Genomic DNA, 22,265 nt, shown 5'->3' with positions numbered 1-22,265 from the left:
GTCGGCTCCTCACTCGTCGAAACTGTGGTGCGCGGCCGGATAGGCGCGCGGGGTCAGGAACAGGTCCAGCCGGACGCCGTGCCCCGGCGGCAGCACGACCTCCAGGCGGGGTCCGCCGACGTCGGCCGTCCGCGTCGAGGCCGGCGAACCCGGTGCGGTGTAAGCGCGCGGGTCACCCGGGTAGCCCTGCGCCGCGGCGGTGTAGGCGACGCGGTCGATGCGGTGCTCGCCGAACCCACCCGCCTGCACGACCACGCGGCGCTCGTCCGACAGTCCGATGTGGACCAGTTCGACGCGCACGTGGTCGTCGGTCGCGAGGTCCACCAGAGCGGCGACATCGGGCGGAAGTCCCGGCCGCTGCTTGCCGGCGTCGAAGTACGCGAGCCGGCTCGGTAGCAGGCCACCGTTGTAGAGCACCTGTGGCGTGCCGGTGGCCAGTTGCAGCAACGCTTCGGTGAGCACCGGGTTGTGCCGCTGCCAGTGGTGCACGTGCACGGCCGCGGGGTCTGAGGTGTCCGCTTCGATGAGCGCGAGGCGCCGGGCGACCTGGCCGAGCGCGGTTCGCAGCATCGCCTCCGGGTAGCCGGGGTTGGCGCCGCGCAGGAACTCCAGCCACGGTGCCTCGTGCCCGGCCTCTTCCTTGTTGCGGAACTCCCGGACGTCGGCCCAGTCGTAGCCGCTCCCCTTGCGCAGCCGGTCGAGCCGGTCGCGGTCGGCGGGCTGCCCCGCGGCCTGCCACAGCCATGCCGACAGCCCGAGCTGCGGTGGCTGGAAGTCGAACCAGCCTCCGTCGCTGTACCGGTTGGGCACGAGCAGCGTCTCGGCTTCGACGTCGAGCTCGGCTTCCCAGCGGTCGCGGATGCTCGCGTCGGAACCCGCGACCGTGCCGCGGATCCCGTGCGCCTCGACGGCGTCGAGCGGTCCGCGGGCGAGGTCGAGCCGGTCGGCGGACCCGGTGACCAGCACCGTGTGGAGGGCGGCGATGACCGCGGCCGCGCCGACGCTGTAGACGCCGTGGGGCCAGGCCCAGCCGTAGTTTCCGCCGTACCAGCGCCCGCCGTGCAGCTCGCCGACCACGCCGTGAGGGCCGACGTTGTCCGGCAGCACACCGTCGTTCGCCGCGGCGCGCTCGCGCCACGCGTCGACGTATTCGAGCACCCAGTCGCGGTAGCGGTCCTCGTGGCCGTAGAGCCACGCATTGGCCGCGAGCCCGGTCGCCGCGAGGTTCACGGCCGTGTCGCCGCGGCCGATCCGCTCGTCCATCGCGGAGCCCATCGCGCGGGCCTTGGCCGGGTCGGCGAGGTCGGCCCACTCCCGCACGCCCGCCACGTCCGGCAGTGGCAAACCGAAGGGCCGCATCGACTTCAGGTCCGCGTGGTAGGACTGCCACTCGTCGCTGATGCCGTAGCGGGGGCCGCCGGCACCGTTGTGCGGCGCGTGGATCGTGCGCGTGGCCGGGTCGTAGTTGCCCGCCGGCGAATCCGGCAGGTACAGGTCGGCGAAGCGGTAGGCGCGGTCACGGAACGCCGCGTCCTTCGGGTCCGCGGCGCAGATGCCGTAGAACAGCAGCAGCGATTCGCCCTGGTGGAACCAGTCGTAGCCACGTTCGAACTCGTCGACGAGGTACCCGGCCTCGGTGAGCTGCTCCGTGACGCCGGTCCAGTGGTGCTTGGCGGCCGCCAGCAGGTCGTCGGCGCCGCCGAGCTGGTAGAGCACGGGCCAGTTGAAGAACGCCTCGTAGAAGTCGTCGGCGCCGTCACGGCTTTCGCCGGTGCCGCGGAAGATCAGGCGGCCGTCGGGTTCGCAGTAGCGGGCGGCGAACGTGCGCCACGCCGTGTCGAGCACGTCGAACAGGCGGCGTTCGAGCACCGCCCAGCTCGGTGGCGCGCCGAGCGGAACGGTCGCCGCCACCGTCGGGGTGGTGGTCATGACTGCCTTTCTGAGCGGGCTTTGGGTCAGCCCTTGGTGGACCCGGCCGTGAGGCCCGAGATGATGTGGCGCTGCATGATCACGAAGAACACGAGCAGCGGGGCGATGGCGAGCAGCAGCGTCGGGAAAACCACGGTGTAGTCGGTCTGGTACTGCCCGACCGCCGCGTAGATCCCGGTGGTCACGGTGTAGAGACCGCTGCTGGGACCGAGGATCGTCTGCGGGTTCACGAAGTCGTTCCACACCGAGAACGTGTTGAGGATGACCATGGTGGCCACGGCCGGGCGCATCAGCGGGAAGATGATCCGCCAGAACGTGCGGATCCGCCCGCACCCGTCGAGCGCCGCGGCCTGGTCGAGGTCGCGCGGCACGGTGCGGATGAACCCGGCGTAGAGGAAGATCGAGAACGGCAGCGTCAGCGTGGTCTCGAACAGCACGTAACCGGGGATCGTCCCCATGAGACCGAGCGTCTTGAGCACGTAGACGACCGGGATCACCAGCACCTGGCTGGGGATGAACGTGCCGGCCAGGAAGAAGACCATCAGCACGCGGAACAGGCGTTTGGTGCTGCGGGCGATCACGTACGCGGCGGGGCCGGCGAGCAGCACCGAGAACACGTTCACCAGCACCACGAACAGTACGGTGATCGCGTAGCCCTTGACGATCGAGAACCTCGGGTTCTGCAGTGCCGCACCGAGGTGGTCGAGCGTGAGGCCGCCGGACAGGCCGAACGGGTCGGCCAGGATGTCCTGCTGGTCCTTGAACGCGTTGACCAGCAACAGGTACAGCGGCACCAGCATCACGACGGCGACGACCAGCAGGACCAGCGCCCGCAGGACGAGCCGCAGCGGGTCGCGCCCGGCGCGTTTCGGCGGGGCCGGCGCGGCCGGCGGCGGGGGCGAGTCCAGGTCCGCCGACGCGACGGTGCGGGTGGCGGTGGTCATGCGTGCGCTCCCTGGTCGGCGCGGCGGCGCAGCCGGGTGACCGCGAGCGCGAGCCCGGCGGTCACGATCATGAGGACCACCGACTGCGCGGAGCCGAACCCGAGGCGGCCGTCGTGGAAGGAGTTCCACAGGATGAGGTAGGCCAGCGTCTGCGTCTGGCCGGCCGGGCCGCCCGAGGTGAGCGACACGACCAGGTCGTAGGTCTTGAGCAGCGTGATCAGGCTCAGCACCAGGTTCACCGTCACCACCGGCGCGATGGCCGGCAGCGTGACGTGGCGGAAGGTCTGCCACTTCGTCGCGCCGTCGATCCGCGCCGCCTCCAGGAGGTTCTGCGGCACGGTCTGCAGGCCGGCGACGTAGAGCACGGTGGAGACGCCGAACTGGGCCCACACGAGCACGGCGATGAGCGTGGCCGTGGCCCAGTCCGGATCGGAGAGGAACGGCAGCAGCTTCGCGCCGTGGCTGGTGAGGAAGCTGTTGACCGCGCCGTTGGTGCCGAGGATCGCGCTCCACAGGAAGCCGACGACGAGCGCGGAGAGCACGTGCGGGTAGAACAGGATCGTCCGCAGGATCGAGCTCACCCTCGTCGTGCGGCTCACGAGCATCCCAAAGCCGAGGCCCAGCACGTTCATGCCGACCGTGCCGACCACCGCCGCGAGCAGGGTGACGAACGCGGCCCGCCGGAACTCCGGGTCGCTCAGCACCTCGCCGTAGTTGCTGCCGCCGACGAACGCCGGGGCCGCGCTGTAGCCGTCCCAGTCGGTGAGGCTCAGGTAGATCGCGAGCCCCACCGGGACGATCAGCATCACCGTGTAGAGCACGGTCGCGGGCAGCACCATCACCGCGGTGGCGACGCCGCCGTCCCGGCGTCTTCCCGGCGGCCTCATTTCGCGTGCGCCGACACCCAGCGGTCGACGGCGTCGGCGACCGTCTCCGGGGAGTGTCCGATGTAGAGGCCCTGGACCTCGGTGTTCCACGCGGAGTTGAACCCGCGCGGCAGGGTCGAGTCGCCGTAGCCCTCGCCCTGGGCGACCTTGGCCGGTGCGGCGTCGAGGATCTTCTGCACCTGCTGCTCCAGCGGCGTGAACTCGCGCTGCACACCGGTGCGGAAGTTGCCGTCCTGCTTGAGCTGCGCGACCACGGCCTGCTGGTCGGTGACGAGCCAGCGCACCAGCTTCGTCGCGAGGTCGCGGTGCTGGGTCGACTTCATGATCAGGTACGGCGCGGCCATCGTGGCGCCCTGTGCGCCCGGGCTCTTCTGACCGCTCGACACGGGAGCGGCGAAAACGCCGACCTCGAAGTCCTTCTTGGCCTTGGCTTCCGACGCGGTGAACCAGCTGCCCATCACGAACATGCCCGCTTTGCCTTGCAGGAACGCCGTTTCCGCGTCAGGGTATTTCAGACCCAGCGCGTTCTTGTCGACATAGCCCTGGTCGAGCCACGACTGGTAGAGCTTCAGGTACGGCAGCATCGCCTTGCCGACGGTGGTCTTGCCGGCGCGCACGTCCTGGTAGAACTGCGGGGTGGCCGCGGCCAGGGCCGGGTCCGTGAGCTGCAGCAGCTGCAAGCCGGTGGCGAAGTCGCCGGAGGTCTGCAGCGGCAGGTAGCCCGCGGTCTTGAGCTTGCCGAGGTCCTGCGTCATCTCGTCCAGTGTGGACGGTGGTGTGGTGATGCCGGCCTTGGTGAACGCGGTCTTGTTGTAGAACACCAGGGACTGCGCCTGCTCGCCGACGCCGACGTTGTAGATCTTGCCGCCGAGCGAGGCCTCCTGGGCGAGCGGGGTGTTCTTCACCCAGTCTTCGCCGGTCAGGTCCACGAGCTGGGGTGCGAGCGTGGGGTCGGCCATCAGCGTCTCGACGACGTCGGGCGGGTCGCCGGCGGCGAGCTGCTGCTGCAGGGTGTCGGAGACGCCCTTGCCGGACGGGGCTTCGATCACGACGTCGACGCCCGGGTTCGCCTTCTCGAACGGCGCGACCAGGCGGTCCCAGAAGTCCTGAGTGAGGTTCGGGGTGACGTTGACGAGTATTCGGATCGAGCCGGTGCCGCCGCCCGCGGCGCCGGAGTCCGCGAACCCGCCGCCGCCGCAACCGGCAAGCGTGAGCGAGAGCAGGGCGCCGAGAACGGCGATGCCCCCGCGGGTACGTGCTGGACGCATCGCTCCTCCTCATTGAGAAACCGCGTGGAAGGTTGAGGTTGGGATTTTGGTTCAGCTAACGACTGCTGAGTGATTTGTACTTCTCGGCAAATCACCTTGTCAACGCGCAGAATCAACCAGAAGTCCGACTGGCGAGTCATAAGTGTGTATCCTTCGCGCCATGACGGAGGACGCCACGGTGCGACTGACCGACGCGGAGAGATCGACACTGCTGGGGTGGGCGAGCCAGGACGCGGGCCCGCTCGGGCTGCGCAGCCGGATCGTGCTGAGCTGCGCGGACGGCCTCGACGTGCCCGAGGTCGCGCGGCGCCTCGGCGTGAGCGAGGCGACGGCCGCGAAGTGGCGCGACCGGTTCCTGCGCCGCGGCCCCGACGGGCTCGCGGACGCACCAAGGCCGGGCCGGCCCCGCAGCCCGGACCGCGCGGAAGCCGAGCGGCTCGTGCTGTCCGCGATCGCCGAGGCCCGCCGCGGCGGCGAGGTGCCGACCACGCGGTCGCTGGCCCGCACGGTCGGCCTCTCGCAGTCCACGGTGTCGCGCATCTGGCGCGAGCACCGCACCCCGGAACCGGCCCCGACGCGACTGTCCACTCCGGACCGTGGCGGCCAGGGCCTGCTGTCCGACCAGGTGCACCAGGTGCTGCGCCAGCAGATCATCGACGGCGAGCTGCGGCCCGGTGTGCGGCTCGTCGAGTCGGCCATCGCGCGCCAGCTCGGCACCAGCCAGGCCCCGGCGCGCGAGGCCATCAAACGGCTCGTGCACGAGGGTCTCGTCAGCTCGCTGCCCCACCGCGGCAACTACGTCGCCGAGATCTCCGCCGAGCAGGCGCGCGAGGTCCGCGCCGTGCGCGTGGTGCTGGAGGAGTTCGCCGCCCGCGAGGCGACAGTGCGCGTGCAGCCGCGGACCCTGCGGCTGCTCGAAGAGTCCGTGGACCGCATGCGCACCGCCGCGACCGCCGGCGACATCGGCGCCTTCCGCGAAGCCGACATCACCTTCCACCGCGACGTGTGCGCCGCCAGCGGCAACTCCTTCCTGGCCCGCCTGTGGCGCACGATGGAGCCCAACCTGTGGGGCCTGCACGTCGTCAGCAACCCCCTCTACGACGGCGACTGGTCCGCCATGGCCGAACGCCACGCCGACCTCGTCACCGCCCTGGCCGCCGGCGACCCCGACGAGGCCGCCCGCCTGTTCGCCGCCCACGCCCGCGGCCGGGCGAGCCTGAGCTGAGGGGAGTCGGGCTCACGCCGGGGTGACTGTGTAGGTGGCGCCCCGGCGGGTCGGCATCAAGAGCTCGCCGGCGTGCGTCGTGTAGTGCGGCGTCGGGCCGCCGACAGCGTGGACGCGTGCCCCGCCGCCCAGAGACGCGGTGCGCAGCTTCAGGTCGCCACCCACATCCGACGTTACCTCGACCTTCGTGACCTGCCCGGCCGTCCACCACGCGTTGACCGTAAACGCGCCCCGAGCCCGCAGGCCGCGGAAAGACCCGGAGGCCCAGCCGGTGGGCAGCGCGGGCAGCACCTCGACGAAGCCGGCGTGGCTTTGCAGCAGCATCTCGGCGACGCCGGACGCGACACCGAAGTTGCCGTCGATCTGGAAGGGCCAGTCGTTGAGGAAGTTGGCGAACGTGTTGCGCCACAGGAGGTGGTCGAGCTGTTCGCGGGCCTGGTCGCCGTTGCGCAGGCGGGCGAAGGCGTTGATCTTCTGCGCGCGGTTCCAGCCGATGTCGTTCTGCGCCGTGTGCGCGGTGCGGGCCTCGACGGCGACGCGGGCGGCCTCGTAGAACTCCGGGGTGGCCTCGGCCGTGATCTGGTGGCCGGGGAACAGCGGGTAGCTGAAGGACATGTGCCGGTGGCCGCTGTCCGGTTCGTCCAGGTCCGTCTTCCACTCCTGCAGCTGGCCCCACGAGCCGATCCGCAGGCCGGGGTCGAGCTTCGCGAGCGTCTTCTCCAGGCTCGGCCGGTAGGCGTGGTCGCCGACGATCTTCGCCGCGGCGAGGGTGTTGGTGAACAGGTCCCACACGATCGTCTGCGAGTACGTGGCGCCGGCGGTGAACGGGCCGAGCTCGGGTGAGAAGCTCGGGCTGACCACGAGCGTCCCGTCGGCGTCGGTGACGAGGTAGCCGAGCCAGAACTGCGTGTGCTCCTTGAGGATGGGATAGGCGCGGCGGCGCAGGAAGTCCTCGTCCATTGTGAACAGGTAGTGCTCCCACAGCTGGCGGATCAGCCACGCGGTCGATTCCGGCGCCCACGTCGCGGCGTTCGTGGACACGCCGGTGTAGCCGAAGACGTTGACGTGGCTCATCGCGGCGAAGCCCTGCGGCACCCCGCACAGGTCACGCGCGGTGACCCGGCCCGGTGCGCGGAGGCCGTCGATGAAGTCCACCAGCGGCGGCACGGTCTCGGCCAGGTTGGTGACGTCGGAGGGCCAGTAGTTCATCTCCAGGTTGATGTTCGTCGTGTAGTCCGACTGCCAGTCGGGGCTGGTCGAGTCGTTCCACACGCCCTGCAAGTTCGCCGGGCGCGACCCCTCGCGCGACGAGCCGATCAGCAGGTACCGGCCGATCTGGAAGTGCAGCATCTCCAGCTGCGGGTCGGCGCTGATCTGCCCCTGGTTGCGGGCCTGTTTGAACTCCTGCAGCGCCTCGTCGGTCGGCACCGTCGTCGGCTGCTGTCCGAGATCGATGCGCACCCGGTCGAACAGCTCCCGGTGGTCGGCCAGGTGCCGCTCGCGCAACGCCCGGTGGCCACGGTGCACGGCGGCGTCCACAGTGGACGTTGCCGCTCGGTGCGGATCGACCCCGCGGTAGTGCGGGTACACGGGCGCGTAGTCCGTGCCGGGCGCGAGCACGAGCGTCGCCGCGTCCGCACCGGTCACCGTCACGCGGCCGGCGGCGTCGGTGGTCACGCGTCCGCCCTCGGCGATGACCTGGACCTGCGCCTCGAACACCAGGCCGTTGTCGGTCAGCGCGCCGCGCATCGTGATGCGGCCGTCCTTCGCCGAATACGTGACGGTTCGGTTGTCGGCCGTCGACAACCGCGCGGTGAAGGACACCTGCCCGCCCCGGCTCGCGGACAGGCGCGTGACGATCACGTGGTCCGGGAAGCTCGCGAAGAGCTCGCGGGTGTGCGTGACGCCGTCGGCGGTCGTGAACCCGACGGTCGCGAGCCCCGTCGCCAGGTCCAGCTGCCGCCGGTAGCCGGTCACGGCACCGGCCGGAGTCGCGCGGTCGAGGAAGAGATCCCCGAAGGTCTGGTACGCGCCGTAGCCCCACTTCGTCTGCCCGAGCGCCGCCGTCGCCGGGCCGGTGTCGGCGCTGCCGGTGGCCGCGATGGTCGCGCGCACGCCGGCGAGCGCGGTCGGGCGCGCCTCGTACCAGTTGCCGAAGTTGTACTCGTGGCCCTCGTCGTGGGAGCCGGGACCGCCGTTCCACAGCGTGTCGTGGTTGAACTGGATCTGCTCGCTCTCGACGGTGCCGTAGATCATCGCGCCGGCCGCGCCGTTGCCGACGGGGAACGCCTGTTCCTGCCAGATCGTGGCGGGCTCGTCGAACCACAGCACGGAATCCGGGACGGGCCGCGCGCCCGGTGCGGCGGCGGCCGTGACGCGGCCCAGCGCCGCGGTGGTCAGGGCGAGCGCGCCGCCCGCCATCGCCGCGCCGAGCAGGCTCCGGCGGGAGAAACCGGGTGAGGACATGAGGGGACTCCTTCGTCCGGTGGGGAGAAGAATGGGGAGGAAGTGGGAAACAGCATCGGCTCACGGGCCGCAAAGAACATATGTATGTGTAGGCGAGCCGTGCGCACGTGTCCAGACCACGCCGTAAAACAGCTGGTATTCCCTCGGCCGGTCAGCGCATTCTCGTGCGGAGCTCTTGCAGACATCACATGTCTGGCGCTACCGTCGCCCGCGTGTCACTCACCGACGAGGCGATCGCCCGCATCCGCGAGCTGATCCAGTCCGGGAAGTTGCCGCCGGGCTCGAAGCTGCCGCCGGAGCACCAGCTCGCCACCGAGCTGGGCATCTCCCGCTCCCCCATGCGCGAAGCCGTCAAGGCGCTCGCTGTCGCCCGCGTGCTCGACGTGCGCCGCGGCGACGGCACGTACGTCACGAGCCTCGCCCCCACCGTCCTGCTCGAAGGACTCGGCCTCGCCGTGGAACTCATGCACGGCAACACTTTGCTGGAGCTGACCGAGGTGCGCCGGCTCTTCGAACCGATCGCCACCGGGCTCGCCGCCACCCGGGCGACAGAAGAGCACCTCGCGCAGATCCACAGCCACCTCGAGGCGATGCGCGCCGCGGCCGGCGACGTCGAGCTGCTCAACCAGCACGACGCCGCCTTCCACCGCGCCGTGGCCGCCGCGACCGGAAACGAAGCGCTCGCCACATTGCTCGACGGCATCTCCGGCGGCACCCTGCGCGCGCGGGTGTGGCGCGGGATGGTCGAAGCCGGCTCGGCCGACCGCACCCTGTCCGAGCACGAAGTGATCTACGAAGCACTCGCCGAACGCGACGCCACGCTCGCGCAAGCCGCCGCCCTCGTGCACATCAGCACCACCGAACGCTGGTTGCGCCGCGTGCACGGCGCCCGGGCCGAGGAGGCCGAGTGACACCCCCGACCGCGCCCGGCAAGATCGTCGGCCTGGGCACGTCGGCGATCGGCGGCCTCTACGAAGACCTCGGTGACGCCACGGCCCGGGCCACGCTCGAAGCGGCGTGGGCCGCCGGCACGCGGTACTTCGACACCGCCCCGCACTACGGCACCGGGGTGGCGGAACGGCGGCTCGGCAAGTTCCTGCGCGACAAGCCACGCGCCGAGTTCACGGTGTCGTCCAAGGTCGGCCGGCTGCTGCGCCCCGGAGAAGACGGGCTCGTACGCGTGCGCGACTACTCGGCCGACGGCGTCTACGCCTCGCTCGCGGACAGTCTCGATCGCACGGGGCTGGACCGGTTCGACACCCTGTTCATCCACGACCCCGACGACTTCTGGGAGACCGCGGTCGGCGCGGCGTACCCGGCCCTCGCCCGGTTGCGCGACGAAGGCGCGGTGCGGCGGATCGGCGTCGGCATGAACGAGCCGAAGATGCCGGCCCGGTTCGTCGCCGAGACGGATGTCGACTGCGTGCTCATCGCCGGTCGTTACACCCTCCTCGACCGCTCCGCGGCCGACGAGCTGCTGCCGTTGTGCGAAACCCGTCGGGTGGAAGTGATCGCGGGCGGCGTCTTCAACAGCGGCGTGCTGGCCGACCCCGGCCCGGACGCGCGCTTCGACTACCTGCCGGTACCGCCCGACGTGCGCGCCAGGGTCGAGGCGCTCGCCGCCGCGTGCGCCCGGCACGGGGTCGCCCTGCCCGCGGCGGCCCTGCAGTTCCCGTTGCGGCACAAGGCCGTGACGGCCATGGTCATCGGCGCCCGCACGCCGGCGGAGGTCGAGCAGAACGCCGCCCACCTCGCCACCGCGATCCCGGACGCGCTGTGGTCCGAAATCGACGGACTCACCGTGAGCCGGTGATCTTTCCCCGGCGGGCGAGCGCCTTGTTGACAAGATTGTCGACGAGATTGTGACCGTCGTGCACACCTGATTCCCGGACCACCCGGCCCACCGCCGAGACGCGTGCGGGATCGCGCCCGCGCTGCCAGAGTGGATCTTGTCCGGACGAGAGGGGCTGAACGGCATGAGCGACCACCGCGACACGGCGAACCGGTGGTGGCGCACCAAACCGGGCGTTTTGCCGCCGCGCCGGACCCGGCGAGCGGCGCCGTTCGTCGTCGGCCTCCGCCGCACGTCCCCGGCGTGGTCGACCCGCCTCGACGAGGTGCTCGAGTTCAACGCGAGCCACTGAGCCCTTCGGGGGAACGACTCCCGCGCGCCCGACCGGGGAGGGAACGGGCGCGCGGGTCCCGGTCAGCCGCACCGGCGGCGACCGTGGCGCCCGGTTGAGGATCCTGACCCGTCTGGCACCAGCCGTGGTCGAGGCTCGTGGCGCTGCCCGGACGAGTCCACCGCTCGCAGGTTGTCCAGGTGGGCGCGCCTACTGACCCAGCGTCACACATTCTCACCCGGCGCACCGGCCGAAACCGGCGGAGTCCGCCGCACCGCGTCCAGCACGACCTGCACCGCCGCGCGCTGCGGTGAGCCCCGGCGGACGGCGGCGGTGATCGTCCGCGTCACCGGCGACGCGAGCTCGCGCGTCGTCACGCGGTAGCGGGGATCGACGGCCAGGCCGGGGAGCAGCGTGATCGACAAGCCGGCCTCGACGTGCTGCAGGGCCAGCATGTAGTTGCTGAAGCGGCACACCGCGCGCGGTTCGAAGCCCGACTGCCGGCACAGCCGCAGCGTCAGGTTGGCCATGTAGGACTGCGGCAGGTCCAGCGACCACGCTTCGTCCGCGAAGGCCGCCAGGTCGACGGCGCCGCGGCGGGTCGCGGGGTGGTCCGGGGGCATGACCAGCACGATCGGGTCGGTCGCGAGTGGCACGAGGTCCACGTCGGGGTCCAGCGGCTGCTCGACGAAGTCCGTGGTCGTGATGATGAGGTCGGCGTCGCCCACGCGCAGGGCGGGCATGCTCTCGTGGGGTTCCAGCTGCAGCACCTCGACCTGCAGGTCCGGGTGCGCCGCGGCCAGCCGCGTCACCGCGGGCACGGCGAGGGTGTGGACGGCGCTCTGGAACGCGCCCAGCCGCACCAGGCCGGCGGGTTCGTCGCCGAGGCCGCGCAGCTCCGCCTCGACGGTGTCCATGTGGTCGAGGATCGCCCGGGCGCGGCGCGCGAGGATCAGCCCGGCCGGGGTGAGGCGGACGTGGCGGCCGGTGCGTTCCAGCAGCTTGGTGCGCGTTTCGGTCTCCAGCACGGCGAGCTGCTGCGACACGCTCGACGCGCTCAGGTTCGACGCGCTCGCCACCGCGCGGATGGTGCCCAGGGTGTCGAGCCGGCTCAGCAGGCGCAGGCGCCACGGGTTCAGCACCGCTTTATTGTGCACGGTCATTGTGCGGCTCAGCCGAACAGAACGTCCGGAATTGTGAGCTGGACGTGTCGCTCGGCGCGGACTTACCGTCGGGGACATGGCTGCTCCGACCACTGTCCCGCTGTCCGCCGACACGTTCTGGACCGACGCCGAAGCCCACCTCGTGCGCTACGGCGGCGCGTTCACCCGCGAGATCATCGAACGCGCCGCCGGGAGCTTCCTCTACACCGCCGACGGCCGGAAGATCCTCGATTTCACCTCCGGCCAGATGAGCGCGATCCTCGGCCACTCGCACCCCGAGATCGTCGAGACCGTGCGCCGCCAGATCGGCACGCTCGACCACCTGTTCAGCGGCATGCTGAGCCGCCCGGTCGTCGACCTGGCCCGGCGGCTGGCCGAGACGCTGCCGGCACCGCTGGAGAAGGCGCTGCTGCTGACCACCGGGGCCGAGTCGAACGAGGCCGCGATCCGCATGGCGAAGCTCGTGACGGGCCGGCACGAGATCGTGTCGTTCGCGCGTTCGTGGCACGGCATGACGCAGGCCGCCGCGTCCGCGACCTACAGCGCCGGCCGCAAGGGCTACGGCCCCGCGACCCCCGGCAACTTCGCCATCCCCGCGCCCAACACCTACCGCCCCGACTTCACGCACGCCGACGGCACGCTCGACTGGCGCCGGCAGCTCGGCTTCTCGTTCGACCTGATCGACGCCCAGTCCGTCGGCAGCCTCGCCGCCTGCCTCGTGGAACCGATCCTCAGCTCCGGCGGGATCATCGAGCCGCCACCGGGATATTTCGCCGCACTGCGCGAAAAGTGCCGCGAACGCGGGATGCTGCTGATCCTCGACGAAGCCCAGACCGGCCTGTGCCGCACCGGCACGTGGTACGCGTTCGAGCGCGACGGCGTGGTGCCCGACATCCTGACGGTGTCCAAGACGCTCGGCGCCGGCCTGCCGCTCGCGGCCGTGCTGACCAGTGCGGAGATCGAGCAGGAGGCGCACGAGCGCGGGTTCCTGTTCTTCACCACGCACGTCTCGGACCCGCTGGTGGCCGCCGTCGGCAACACCGTGCTCGACGTGCTGATGCGCGAGCGGCTCGACGAACGCGCCCGCACGCTCGGCGCGTTTCTCCGAAGCGGGCTGGAGGAGATCGCCGAGCGCCATGAGGTCGTCGGTGACATCCGCGGCCGTGGCCTGCTGGCCGGGCTGGAGCTCGTGGTGGATCGCTCCACCAAGGAAAGCTCCGACGCGCTGGGCGCGCTGGTCACGCGGCGCTGCCTGGAACTGGGGCTGCACATGAACATCGTGCAGCTCCCGGGCATGGGCGGCGTCTTCCGGATCGCGCCGCCGCTGACCGCGACCGAGGAGGAGCTCTCGCTCGGGCTGTCCATTCTGGACGAAGCCATCGGCGACGCGCGGAAGGCGTTGTAAAGACGCGTGAGTGCCGGTTCGCCGCCGGCACTCACGCCGTCCGCCTTACGACCGCTGCTCCGGCGGCACGTACTCGAACGTCGGCCCCGCCGTCGTTTTCCCGTCGCCGGAGGGCATCTTCATGAGCGCCTGGGCCTGCGCCTTCAGCTGGAACATCACGCCGACGGTAGCGCCCAGCCCGCCCGGGTTGCCCGTGAACGCGTCTTCCAGCAGGTAGAGCAACAGGCAGTAGGTGTTGTCGAACTCCACCTGCGCCCGGCGGATCGGGCTGTCCTCGGGGTAGTCGGCCGCGCTCGGGTTGCGGCGCATCGGGAGCACGCCGTCGAGGTCGACCTTGATCTCCTCGCCCGTCGGACCGCTGCGCGGGGTGTCGCCCTCGGCGTAGCGGCGGCCGTTCTTGAGCTCCTGGAACCGGTAGAAGTGGGCGACCTCGTCGCGTTCGGGATGGAAGACGTCGCGGTCGCCGTCCCACACCTCCGTGCGCGCGGCGCCCTCGCCCTGCTCGACGATCTCCGCGAGCGCGGCCAACGCGGAATCCAGGTCGTGCACCGGAATCACGCTGCCGCCACCGCTGCGGAGGTGCATCTCGCCGATCTGGCGCTTCGGGTCACCGGAGAACACGGTCTCCTCCCCCAGCTCCTCGCACAATTCTTTCAGCCCCGCCTGCACGGCGGCGTAGAACTGCCCGATCGTCCGGTACCCGTCGGCCTGCGGCGGCGCGTCGGCCGACTCGGGCTGCTCGATCCGCAGGAACAGCTCCAGCGCCTCCGCACCGAACGGCACAAGGTTGACCTGCACCGACGCGTCCCCGTGGGGCAGCGGGTGCGGGTACGCGGGCAGCAGCTCCGGCGCGTCGAGCTTCGGCTCGCCGCCCACGGCGTTGAGCAGGTTCGCCGCGAGCGCCAGGTGCAGCATCTCCTCGGCGAGCACGCTGCCGACGACCTGCGCGGCCTCGGCGTTGCGGCCCGGGTCGAGCGAATACAGCGCGCACAGGTACGGCGGGATCGTCGCGTGCTCGAGCTCGATCGCCCACTGCAGGTGGCGGCGGAGCTCCTCCACGCTGTCGATGGCGGGGGCGGCACTGGTGTCCATCATTGCCTCTCGTCTCGGCGGGTCGCGAGTTCGGGGTTCGGGTTCGGGTTCGCGAGGCAGGACAAGACGGCAGGCGGATCTGTGACAGGTTCCCCGGACGGTTCCGGCTAACGGGCCGTGATGCGCCACCTCTGGGCGCGTTCCTGTTCGGCCCACAAGGCGGCGTGGATGGCGGCCTCGTTCTCGGCGTCGAGGGCGGACGTGGTCTCGTCCAAGAGCACGATCGGGGTGTCCTTCAGCAGCGTCCGGGCGATGACGACGCGCTGGCGTTCCCCGCCGGACAGCAGGCGGCCGGCCTCAGCGTGACGCGGGCAGAAACGCCACGCCGTGCACCCGATCCACGGCCCGCGTCCACAAGGGATCCTCCGGGTCGGCCGGAAACCCCAGCCGGGGACCGATCTTCGCCCACGCCCGGGGATGTGCGCGCCGGTACTCGCGCAGGACCTCGTCCAGCTCATCGCCGTCGAGGAAGCGCCGACGCGGCTCCCGCCACAGGTAGCCCCCGCATCTCACCTCGATCGCGGGCGCGGCCCGGAGGTTCCGGTACCACTGCGGCACCCCGCCCCACGCCGCGATCACCACCAGCTCCGGCACATCCGGCCGGTGCCGCACCACCTCGACCACCACCTCGCGACGCGCGCCCGACTTACGCCCGCGGTGGACGAGGTAGAGCAGCCGGTGCCCGAAGATCTTCCCGAAGCCCCAGCGGTACCACGGGATCGGCGCACGAAGGAACCACCGCAGCAGCCCGGTCGGCGGCCGGTCGGTCACGGGCATCGCCGGCTCCGCTCTGCCGACCCGGTGAAAGCCGATACCGCAGCGATCACCACTGTGGCGCCGGCCCGCTCTGTTGCACACCGCGGCGCAGCGAGACGGCGAGCACGAGGATTCCGATCGCCACTGCCAGCCAGGGCAGTCCTCGCAGCGAGAACGCCCGCAAGGTGTCCGGGCCGGCTTCATACAGCAGATAGACGTCGACCTCGGGCAAGACCGTCGCCGCGAACAGCTCCACGATGGCCAGCGCACTGCCGACGATCAAGCACATCCTCGCGGCCGGCCGGCTCTGCATGGCCCCGATCGCGCCCGCCGGCAAGACCGCCGCCACGCCCAGATTGAGCACGACGGTCGCCCCACCCGAGACGATCTCCCCATGGACGACGGCGATGATCCCGCACACCGCCCCGATGAAGGCGGCGATGCTGCAGACGATCGCCAGCACGGCGGTCGCGACCGCGACCCCGCCTGCCGGATTGTTGTGGTGGACCGGACCGGCCGGAAACTGCTGCCCGCGATACTGCTGGTACGTCATGTCCTCCCCTTCGCACTGTCCCGGCATCGTGCCAGGGCACGGTTCCCCTCCGCACGAAAACGCCTTGAGTCCCACCGATCGGGGTCGGCTGAGTCCGGCTCAGCCGGCGTATTCGCCCAGAAGGACGTCGGGTGCCTCGAAACGCCTCAATCGCGCACAAGGCGCCCGGCGAACGCCACGAAGAAACTGAAGGGCCTATGCGGCCCGGGGTTCGATCCGCGTCCCGCGCGGGACGGTGACCGACAGGAGGTCGCCGGGGGCGTCGAGTTCGAGGCGGTGCCACCGTCCACACGGGACGATCGCCGCGGTGCCCGGGGTGAGCGTGGCCGGGGTGTCGTCGTCGCGGAGGTACAGGCGGAAGCCGCCGGTGAGGCAGCACACGATTTCGTCGGCGGCGGCGTGGATTTCCCAGTGGTCGGAGTGGACGTCGGCGTCGGTGCTGGCGTGGAAGGTCATCAGGTGCCAGACGTCGGGCTCGCCGTCGACCATGCGGGGTACCGCGGCCGCGTCGCCGTCGTCGTGGAGGTGCAGGAAGGAGGTGAACAGGTCGATCAGGGTCATGGGTTTCCTTTCAGGGGTCAGTCGGCAAGGCCGCGGCGGAGGGCGGCGGCGAGTTCGGCGATCTGGCGCTGCGACACCTCGGCGGACAGGATCGCCTGCGAGCCGTGGAAGGTGCCGGGCCACTGGTGCAGCTCGGCGGACACGCCCGATTGCAGCAGGCGCAGGGCGTACGTGATGCCCTCGTCACGAAGCGGATCGAACTCGGCGGTGGCGACGTACGCGGGCGGCAGGCCGGACAGGTCCGCCGCGCGCGCCGGGGCGGCGTAGGGCGTGCCGGGGGTGTCGCCGAGGTAGTGGCGCCACGTCGCGGCGAGCTTGTCGCGCGTCATCCACGGCGTGCCGGTGAAGGTGCGCGCCGACCAGGTGTCCTGACGGTCGTCGAGCTCGGGCTGGTTGAGCAGCTGGAAGCGGATCGCGGGCCCGTGCTCGTCGCGGGCCCGCAGCGCGATCGCGGCGGCGATCCCGGCGCCCGCACTGTGCCCGCCGACGGCGATGCGGGCCGGGTCGAGGCCGAGCTCCGCGGCGTTCTTCGCGGCCCAAGTCAGCGCCGCGTACGCGTCGTCCACCGCGGCCGGGAACGGGTGTTCCGGCGCTCGCCGGTAGCCGACGGAGATCACCACGGCGCCGGCGACGTCCGCGACTCGCGCGGCCCACGGGTGCTCCGTGTCGAGGTCGCCCATGACGAAGCCGCCGCCGTGCAGCCAGATGATCGCACCGTGGGCCTGCCGCGGCCGGTAGATGCGCACGGGAACGTCGCCGTCGGCGGTGTGGTCCTCGATCGTGAGGCCCGAGGTGTCGGGCGGCGGCGCGGAGGCGGACAGGCCGGCGAGCTTCTCGCGGGCGATGACCGGATCGTCGAGATCGGCGGGCGGGAACAGCGGGAGGAAGGCTTCGAGTTCCGGGTTCATGCCGACGATCCTGCCGCTGCCCGGGCGCCGCGTCGCCCGCCGGCCGTCGCGCGAAATCGCCCGATGACGCGACGCTCGCCGCGTACGCTGCCGGGTGTGGAGGCGTTGGTCGTCCGGCTCTCGCAGCTGGACTCGGAGGCCGAGGGCGCGATCCGTGTCGTGATGTTCTACGACACGCTGATCCGCCGGCGCGTCGACCTGGCCGCGCTGGTCCGGGCTTCGGCGGGCCTGGCCGAGTGCGTGGCCGGCATCCGGCTCGACGGCACCGGGCAGACGTTCCGCGTCGCCCCGGACGGCCCCGCGCCCTCCGCCGGCCGCGCGTCGACCACGGTCGCGATCACGCTGGACGACGAGCAGATCGGCGCGGTCTGGCTCGAACGCCCGTCACCACTCCCCCTCGACCGCCTACTCCTCGACCGCCTGGCCATCGCCGCGGCCGCCGTCGTGGAACGCTACGGCCCCGCCCGCACCACGATGGCCGACCCGGCGCTCGTCGAGCTCGCCATCAGCCCCGGCACCGACGCCGCCGCACGCGCGCGGGCCCTGCGGCTGCTCGGCTTCGCGGCCGACGCGGCGGTGCGCGTCGTGGCCGTGCGCTCGCCGCTGCCACTCGACCAGCTCGGCGCTTTGGTCTGCCCCGCGCGCCCGGTGAAGGCGGCGCCGCTGGGTGAGGTGGGCGTCCTGCTGCTCACCGCCGTCGACGTCTCGCGGTTCCCGGCGGACGTGCGGGCAGGGATCGGGACCGTGGGGCCGTTGCCGGGCTCGTGGCTGTCGGCGCGAACGGCGCTGCGCTTCACGACGTCGCGCCGGCCCGTCGTGGACTACTGCTCGCTCGGCGCCTTGGCGCTGCTCGCGCACGTGCCCGGCGATGCCGCCCGCGACAACACCGACGTGGCCGCCCTGGCCTCCTTGGCCGCGGACGACCTGGACACCCTCGACGCCTACTGCGCCACGGGTTCCGTCCGCCGCGCCGCCGACGTGCTGCACCTGCACCACAGCAGCGTCGCCCGCCGCCTCGACCAGCTCGGCAAGACGCTCGGCTACAGCCTGGTCTCCCCCACCGGCCCCGTGCGCGCCCAACTGGCCCTCACCGCGTGGCGGCTGCTGGAGGCCTGACCCAGCGCGACACGAGGACGGTCTCACCGTCGCAGCAGGAGATCACCACACCGGCCACGCCTTTCGAAGCGGCCCTGGACGACGTCGTCCTTCAGCGCGGGACCGCGGCCACCGGGTACACGTCCGGATCCCCGGCGCGAGTTCCAGCCGCACAACCGGCGGCACCATTCGATCCGCCCGGCGGACTTCGGGCACGAGTGCCACGAGCCCGAGCGCGCGGACCGGCCGCCGCGCTGAGCACGGGGCCGTCCACTTCGGTCTGAAAAAACTTCCGGAACCGGTGAACCGCACGGGATCCGGCAGCCGTGTCCTCGTCGAGTCGCCCGGACGAACCGGGTGACAAGGACAACGGGGAGTGTTCTCATGTTCCGCAAGCAGGCAATGTTCCTGGCCGCTTTCGTCGCGGCGGGGGCCGCGGTGCTGTCCGCGTGTGGCGCGGGCAGCGACAGCGCGACGACCGCACCGGCGGGGGCCGACAACCTGCGCGCCGCCGCGGCCGCGCCGGCTGCCACGCTGACCGCGACCAGCGCGATCCTCTTCGACGACGCCGCGTTCTCCGACAACGGCGCCTCCCAGGGCATCTCCGGCAAGGGCTGCCAGACGCTGGCCCGCCCGAAGGTCACCTCGTCGCTGACCACGACCGGCACGCTGAAGCTGTGGAGCGGCGCGAACTGCACCGGCAAGTCGATCGCGGTCACCGGCAACGTGAGCAACCTCGCGAAGCTCGGCTTCGACAACAAGACCGTGTCGGTGAAGCTGGCCGGCGACGACAACGGCGGCAACAACAACGGGGGCGACAACGGCGGGAACGCCGGCGGCAACGACAACGCCAACCTCACCTCCACCTTCGCCCTCCTCGACAGCGGCAAGAACTTCTCCGAGCCCGACGGCTCCCAGGTCGCCAGCGACAAGGGCTGCAACGAAGTCCGCAGCCCCGACCTCGTCCGCTCCATCGACGCCGACGGCACGTACAAGATCTGGACCGGCGCCGGCTGCACCGGCAAGTCGATGCTGATCACGGGCGACGCGCCCGACCTCGAGAAGATCGGCTTCGACCGCCAGGTCGCCTCGATCCGCCTCGCCGGCTGACGCGGCGAGCACACCGCCCCAAGCACAGACAGCCACAGGCAACAGCGCCACCGAAGGGATCCCGGAAACCCCGGGGTCCCTTCGGTGTTTCCCCGAAAGGTCAGGAAAGCACCGCGTCGTACTGCGCACGCGAGAAGCGAAACGGCCCCAGCGCGGCGTAACGCTCGCGGAACACCTCGGGGTCGTAGTCCGTCTGCCAGCCGAAGTCGCGCCACACCACCTCGTCGGCGGTCCGTTCGAGGACCACCGTCACGCCGCCGCAGCCGAGATCACCGCATTCCGGGCAGACGAACAGCGGCACCCGGCCGTCGGGCAGCGCGTCGGCGCCGAGATCGGCGGGCGCGACCGCGATGACATCGTCGCCGAGAGAACGCAGCGACTCACCGAGCCGGGCGCCGTCGATCTCGAAGTCGAGGTACTCACGGTGCGTCCGAATGCCGCCGGTGGGGAATACCTCACCCGGGCGTACCGAGGGGACCAGACGGAGCACGTTCACGCGCCGAGGTAACCACACAGTGGAACGACGAGCCACCGAGTTCGCGCGTTCGTCCAGCGTTCACACCGTGATCATCTGCGGGAGGGCGCGTGTTCGGCCCGGGTCGGAACTGTCGGGTGGCCCTGTTCCCCGACCTCAGGACGGATTCCGTGACCGATTCACGCGTTCGCCGGTGGCACCGCAGCCTCCGTCGTCCCCTCCTCGCCGTTGCCGGCCCCGTGCTGGTCCTCGGTGCGCTCACCGCGCCCGCGGCCAGTGCGGCGCCCGCCGACGATGTCCGGATCAACGAGGTGGTGACGACCGGCGACGTCAACGACTCGATCGAGCTCTACAACAAGGGCACCGCGGCCGTCGACGTCTCGGGGTGGATCCTCAAGGACGACGACAACGGCTCGACGTACAAGATCGCCTCGGGCACGACGCTGGCGCCGGGCGCGTTCCGCGCGTTCGACGTGCACGACGAGTTCGGCCTCGGCTCCGAGGACGAGGCCCGCCTGTACCTCGCCAACGGCAGCACGCTCGTCGACAGCTTCAGCTGGGACGACCACTCCGACCCGTCGTGGTCGCGCTGCCCCGACGGCACGGGCTCGTTCCGCCAGGCGTCCGCGCTGACGCTGGGCGGGCCGAACGCCTGCGGTGGCTCGGGCCAGGGCACGTCGCCGGTCGCGTGGCCGGGCAGCGGTTCGGTGTCCACGGCCGACGCGTCCAACGTCTTCGGCGAAGACCTTTCCGGTCTGTACCAAGAGGGCAGCGTGCTGTGGGCGGCCCAGAACTCCGGGAAGCTGTGGCGCCTGGTGTCCAACGGCTCGGGCGGGTGGAAGCCGGACACCGCGTCCGGCTGGTCCTCGGGCAAGAAGCTGCACTTCTCGAACGGCTCCGGCACGCCCGACGACGAGGGCGTCACGGTCACCGGGTCGGGCTCCTCGGCCGGCGTGTTCGTGGCCACCGAGCGCGACGACGACAAGTCCGGCACCAGCCGCCTTTCGGTGCTGCGCTACGACGTCAGCGGCTCGGCGACCACGCTGAACGCGGCGAAGGAGTGGAACCTGACGTCGGACCTGCCGTCCGTCGACTCCAACTCGGGCTTCGAGGGCGTCACCTGGGTGCCGGACGCGTCGCTGACCGCGGCGGGCTTCAAGGACTCTTCCACCGGCGCGGCCTACTCCCCCAGCCACTACGGCTCGCACACCGGCGGCGTGTTCTTCGTCGGCGTCGAGGGCACGGGCATGATCTACGGCTACGTCCTGCAGGATTCCGGCGCGTTCACCCGTGTGGCGTCCTTCAGCAGCGGCATGGACGGCGTGATGGAGCTCCAGTGGGAACCGCAGGCCTCCCGCCTGTGGGCCGTCTGCGACGACACGTGCGACGGGCAGCACCGCACGTTCCAGGTGTCGTCGGGCTCCTTCACGACGGCGGCGGTGTACCAGCGCCCGAGCGGGATGTCGAACTACAACAACGAGGGCTTCTCCGTCGCCCCCGCGACCGAGTGCTCGGGCGGCTCGAAGCCGGTCTACTGGTCCGACGACAGCAACGACGGCGGGCACGCGTTGAGGAAGGGCAGCATCAGCTGCTGAGCTCGTGGTGATGGTGGTCCCGGCCGTGGCTTGGCCGGGACCATCGTCGTGTTCAGGCCGGCTTCCGGGCCGCGAGGCGTTCCACCGTCCCGAATTTGAGCCGTTCCGCCCGCGTGATCTCGAAGCCGGCCTCGGTGACGAGCGGCAGGGGACGGCGGGTCTGGTGGTCGCCGATCTGGCGGAGGGTGAAGCGTTCCAGGAGGCGCTGGGCCCAGCGCAGCGGGCGGTGGTCACTGCCGATGTGGTCGAGCAGCAGCAGCGCGCCGCCGGGGCGCAGGACGCGGTGCATCTCGGCGATGGCGGCGCGGTCGTCGGGGAAGCCGCACAGGCCGAGGGTGCACACGACGGTGTCGAAGCTCGCGTCGGGGAACGGGAGTGCTTCGGCGTTCCCCTGCCGCAGCGTCACGGGCCGGCCGAGGCCGTCGGCGCGGCTCTTCGCCAGCCCCAGCATGGCGGGGCTGAGGTCGAGCCCGGTCACGCGGGCATCGGGCGGGTAGAGGCCGAGGTTCAGCCCGGTGCCGACGGCGACCTCCAGTACCTCGCCGCGCGCCTGCTCGCACACCCATTCACGGCCGCCGGCGAACTGGACGCGTTCGAGGAAGCCGATGCTGCGGTCGTACCGCGGGGCGTACTTGTCCCATTGGGCCCGGAGCCAGGCGGGGTCGGTCATCGGCTCAGGTCCGCGACGGGCAGGCCCATGGCCGTGGCAG

General features: G+C 71.3%; 21 protein-coding genes and 1 pseudogene. 8 read left to right on the top strand and 14 right to left on the bottom strand.

The genetic code is table 11. From position 1 onward, the window contains the following. Window positions 1–9 precede the first annotated feature (9 nt). From AB0H62_RS22475 to AB0H62_RS22460, 4 genes are read right to left on the bottom strand one after another with little or no spacing between them, the layout of a single operon-like run. The gene (locus tag AB0H62_RS22475) at window positions 10–1,929 is read right to left on the bottom strand and encodes a hypothetical protein (RefSeq protein WP_360587911.1); all 1,920 of its coding nucleotides are present in this window, start codon (window positions 1,927–1,929) and stop codon (window positions 10–12) included. 26 nt (window positions 1,930–1,955) lie between these two features. Then, window positions 1,956–2,873, bottom strand: a complete 918-nt coding sequence (locus AB0H62_RS22470; RefSeq protein ID WP_360587909.1) for a carbohydrate ABC transporter permease — start codon at window positions 2,871–2,873, stop codon at window positions 1,956–1,958. Further along, on the bottom strand, window positions 2,870–3,760 hold the full coding sequence (locus AB0H62_RS22465) for a sugar ABC transporter permease (protein WP_220239476.1): 891 nt from the start codon (window positions 3,758–3,760) through the stop codon (window positions 2,870–2,872). Before AB0H62_RS22465 ends, AB0H62_RS22470 begins: the two co-directional genes overlap by 4 nt. After that, on the bottom strand, window positions 3,757–5,028 hold the full coding sequence (locus AB0H62_RS22460) for an extracellular solute-binding protein (RefSeq protein ID WP_360587907.1): 1,272 nt from the start codon (window positions 5,026–5,028) through the stop codon (window positions 3,757–3,759). Before AB0H62_RS22460 ends, AB0H62_RS22465 begins: the two co-directional genes overlap by 4 nt. Before the next feature lie 160 nt (window positions 5,029–5,188). Between AB0H62_RS22460 and AB0H62_RS22455 the strand changes: the two genes are divergently transcribed. Continuing rightward, window positions 5,189–6,253 carry an FCD domain-containing protein gene (locus AB0H62_RS22455; RefSeq protein ID WP_360587905.1) on the top strand — a complete coding sequence of 355 codons (1,065 nt, stop codon included), beginning with the start codon at window positions 5,189–5,191 and terminating at the stop codon, window positions 6,251–6,253. Window positions 6,254–6,265: 12 nt separating this feature from the next. Here AB0H62_RS22455 and AB0H62_RS22450 read toward each other — a convergent pair whose 3' ends face one another. Beyond that, complete coding sequence (locus AB0H62_RS22450) at window positions 6,266–8,719, bottom strand: glycoside hydrolase family 95 protein (RefSeq protein WP_360587903.1); 2,454 nt, start codon at window positions 8,717–8,719, stop codon at window positions 6,266–6,268. A gap of 212 nt (window positions 8,720–8,931) precedes the next feature. Here AB0H62_RS22450 and AB0H62_RS22445 point away from each other — a divergent pair, with 212 nt between their 5' ends. From AB0H62_RS22445 to AB0H62_RS22435, 3 genes are all read left to right on the top strand, one after another. Then, the gene (locus AB0H62_RS22445; RefSeq protein WP_255637833.1) at window positions 8,932–9,630 is read left to right on the top strand and encodes a FadR/GntR family transcriptional regulator; all 699 of its coding nucleotides are present in this window, start codon (window positions 8,932–8,934) and stop codon (window positions 9,628–9,630) included. Next, window positions 9,627–10,532 (top strand): aldo/keto reductase, encoded by a 906-nt coding sequence (locus tag AB0H62_RS22440; RefSeq protein ID WP_360587900.1) that lies wholly within the window; start codon window positions 9,627–9,629, stop codon window positions 10,530–10,532. Before AB0H62_RS22445 ends, AB0H62_RS22440 begins: the two co-directional genes overlap by 4 nt. 163 nt (window positions 10,533–10,695) lie before the next feature. After that, a complete protein-coding gene (locus AB0H62_RS22435; protein WP_360587898.1) occupies window positions 10,696–10,863 on the top strand; it encodes a hypothetical protein in 168 nt (55 codons plus the stop codon). Window positions 10,864–11,066: 203 nt separating this feature from the next. Here AB0H62_RS22435 and AB0H62_RS22430 read toward each other — a convergent pair whose 3' ends face one another. After that, the gene (locus tag AB0H62_RS22430; RefSeq protein ID WP_220247599.1) at window positions 11,067–11,984 is read right to left on the bottom strand and encodes a LysR family transcriptional regulator; all 918 of its coding nucleotides are present in this window, start codon (window positions 11,982–11,984) and stop codon (window positions 11,067–11,069) included. Window positions 11,985–12,081: 97 nt separating this feature from the next. On the opposite strand from AB0H62_RS22430, the gene AB0H62_RS22425 reads away from it, so the two are divergent. Further along, complete coding sequence (locus AB0H62_RS22425) at window positions 12,082–13,410, top strand: aspartate aminotransferase family protein (RefSeq protein ID WP_220239469.1); 1,329 nt, start codon at window positions 12,082–12,084, stop codon at window positions 13,408–13,410. Between the two features lie 45 nt (window positions 13,411–13,455). On the opposite strand, the gene AB0H62_RS22420 is transcribed toward AB0H62_RS22425, so the two are convergent. From AB0H62_RS22420 to AB0H62_RS22395, 6 genes and pseudogenes are all read right to left on the bottom strand, one after another. Then, window positions 13,456–14,502, bottom strand: a complete 1,047-nt coding sequence (locus tag AB0H62_RS22420) for a ferritin-like protein (RefSeq protein ID WP_360587896.1) — start codon at window positions 14,500–14,502, stop codon at window positions 13,456–13,458. A 164-nt stretch (window positions 14,503–14,666) separates the two neighbouring features. Further along, window positions 14,667–14,786, bottom strand: a pseudogene (locus AB0H62_RS22415) (ATP-binding cassette domain-containing protein); the annotation flags it as partial. Between the two features lie 13 nt (window positions 14,787–14,799). Next, a complete protein-coding gene (locus tag AB0H62_RS22410) occupies window positions 14,800–15,279 on the bottom strand; it encodes a nitroreductase family deazaflavin-dependent oxidoreductase (protein ID WP_360587894.1) in 480 nt (159 codons plus the stop codon). Between the two features lie 46 nt (window positions 15,280–15,325). Further along, window positions 15,326–15,811: a hypothetical protein gene (locus AB0H62_RS22405; RefSeq protein ID WP_360587892.1), complete on the bottom strand. Its 486-nt coding sequence runs from the start codon at window positions 15,809–15,811 to the stop codon at window positions 15,326–15,328. Between the two features lie 195 nt (window positions 15,812–16,006). Further along, on the bottom strand, window positions 16,007–16,372 hold the full coding sequence (locus AB0H62_RS22400; protein WP_360587890.1) for a hypothetical protein: 366 nt from the start codon (window positions 16,370–16,372) through the stop codon (window positions 16,007–16,009). Window positions 16,373–16,389: 17 nt separating this feature from the next. Further along, window positions 16,390–17,280 carry an alpha/beta hydrolase gene (locus AB0H62_RS22395; protein WP_360587888.1) on the bottom strand — a complete coding sequence of 297 codons (891 nt, stop codon included), beginning with the start codon at window positions 17,278–17,280 and terminating at the stop codon, window positions 16,390–16,392. 63 nt (window positions 17,281–17,343) lie between these two features. Here AB0H62_RS22395 and AB0H62_RS22390 point away from each other — a divergent pair, with 63 nt between their 5' ends. Both AB0H62_RS22390 and AB0H62_RS22385 read left to right on the top strand, forming a co-directional pair. Next, on the top strand, window positions 17,344–18,396 hold the full coding sequence (locus tag AB0H62_RS22390) for a helix-turn-helix domain-containing protein (RefSeq protein ID WP_360587886.1): 1,053 nt from the start codon (window positions 17,344–17,346) through the stop codon (window positions 18,394–18,396). A 363-nt stretch (window positions 18,397–18,759) separates the two neighbouring features. Continuing rightward, the gene (locus AB0H62_RS22385) at window positions 18,760–19,485 is read left to right on the top strand and encodes a hypothetical protein (RefSeq protein ID WP_360587884.1); all 726 of its coding nucleotides are present in this window, start codon (window positions 18,760–18,762) and stop codon (window positions 19,483–19,485) included. 100 nt (window positions 19,486–19,585) lie between these two features. Here the strand turns inward: AB0H62_RS22385 and AB0H62_RS22380 are convergent, their stop codons facing one another. Continuing rightward, entirely contained in the window at window positions 19,586–19,981 is a 396-nt protein-coding gene (locus tag AB0H62_RS22380) for a hypothetical protein (protein WP_220239461.1), read from the bottom strand. Window positions 19,982–20,130: 149 nt separating this feature from the next. Between AB0H62_RS22380 and AB0H62_RS22375 the strand changes: the two genes are divergently transcribed. After that, the gene (locus AB0H62_RS22375; protein ID WP_360587882.1) at window positions 20,131–21,555 is read left to right on the top strand and encodes a lamin tail domain-containing protein; all 1,425 of its coding nucleotides are present in this window, start codon (window positions 20,131–20,133) and stop codon (window positions 21,553–21,555) included. 52 nt (window positions 21,556–21,607) lie between these two features. On the opposite strand, the gene AB0H62_RS22370 is transcribed toward AB0H62_RS22375, so the two are convergent. Continuing rightward, window positions 21,608–22,225: a methyltransferase domain-containing protein gene (locus AB0H62_RS22370; RefSeq protein WP_360587880.1), complete on the bottom strand. Its 618-nt coding sequence runs from the start codon at window positions 22,223–22,225 to the stop codon at window positions 21,608–21,610. Window positions 22,226–22,265: the final 40 nt, after the last annotated feature.

Origin of the sequence: Amycolatopsis sp. NPDC050768, assembly GCF_040654155.1 — a bacterium.
Classification (GTDB): Bacteria; Actinomycetota; Actinomycetes; order Mycobacteriales; family Pseudonocardiaceae; genus Amycolatopsis.
This window is presented reverse-complemented; position numbering and strand designations above follow the sequence as displayed.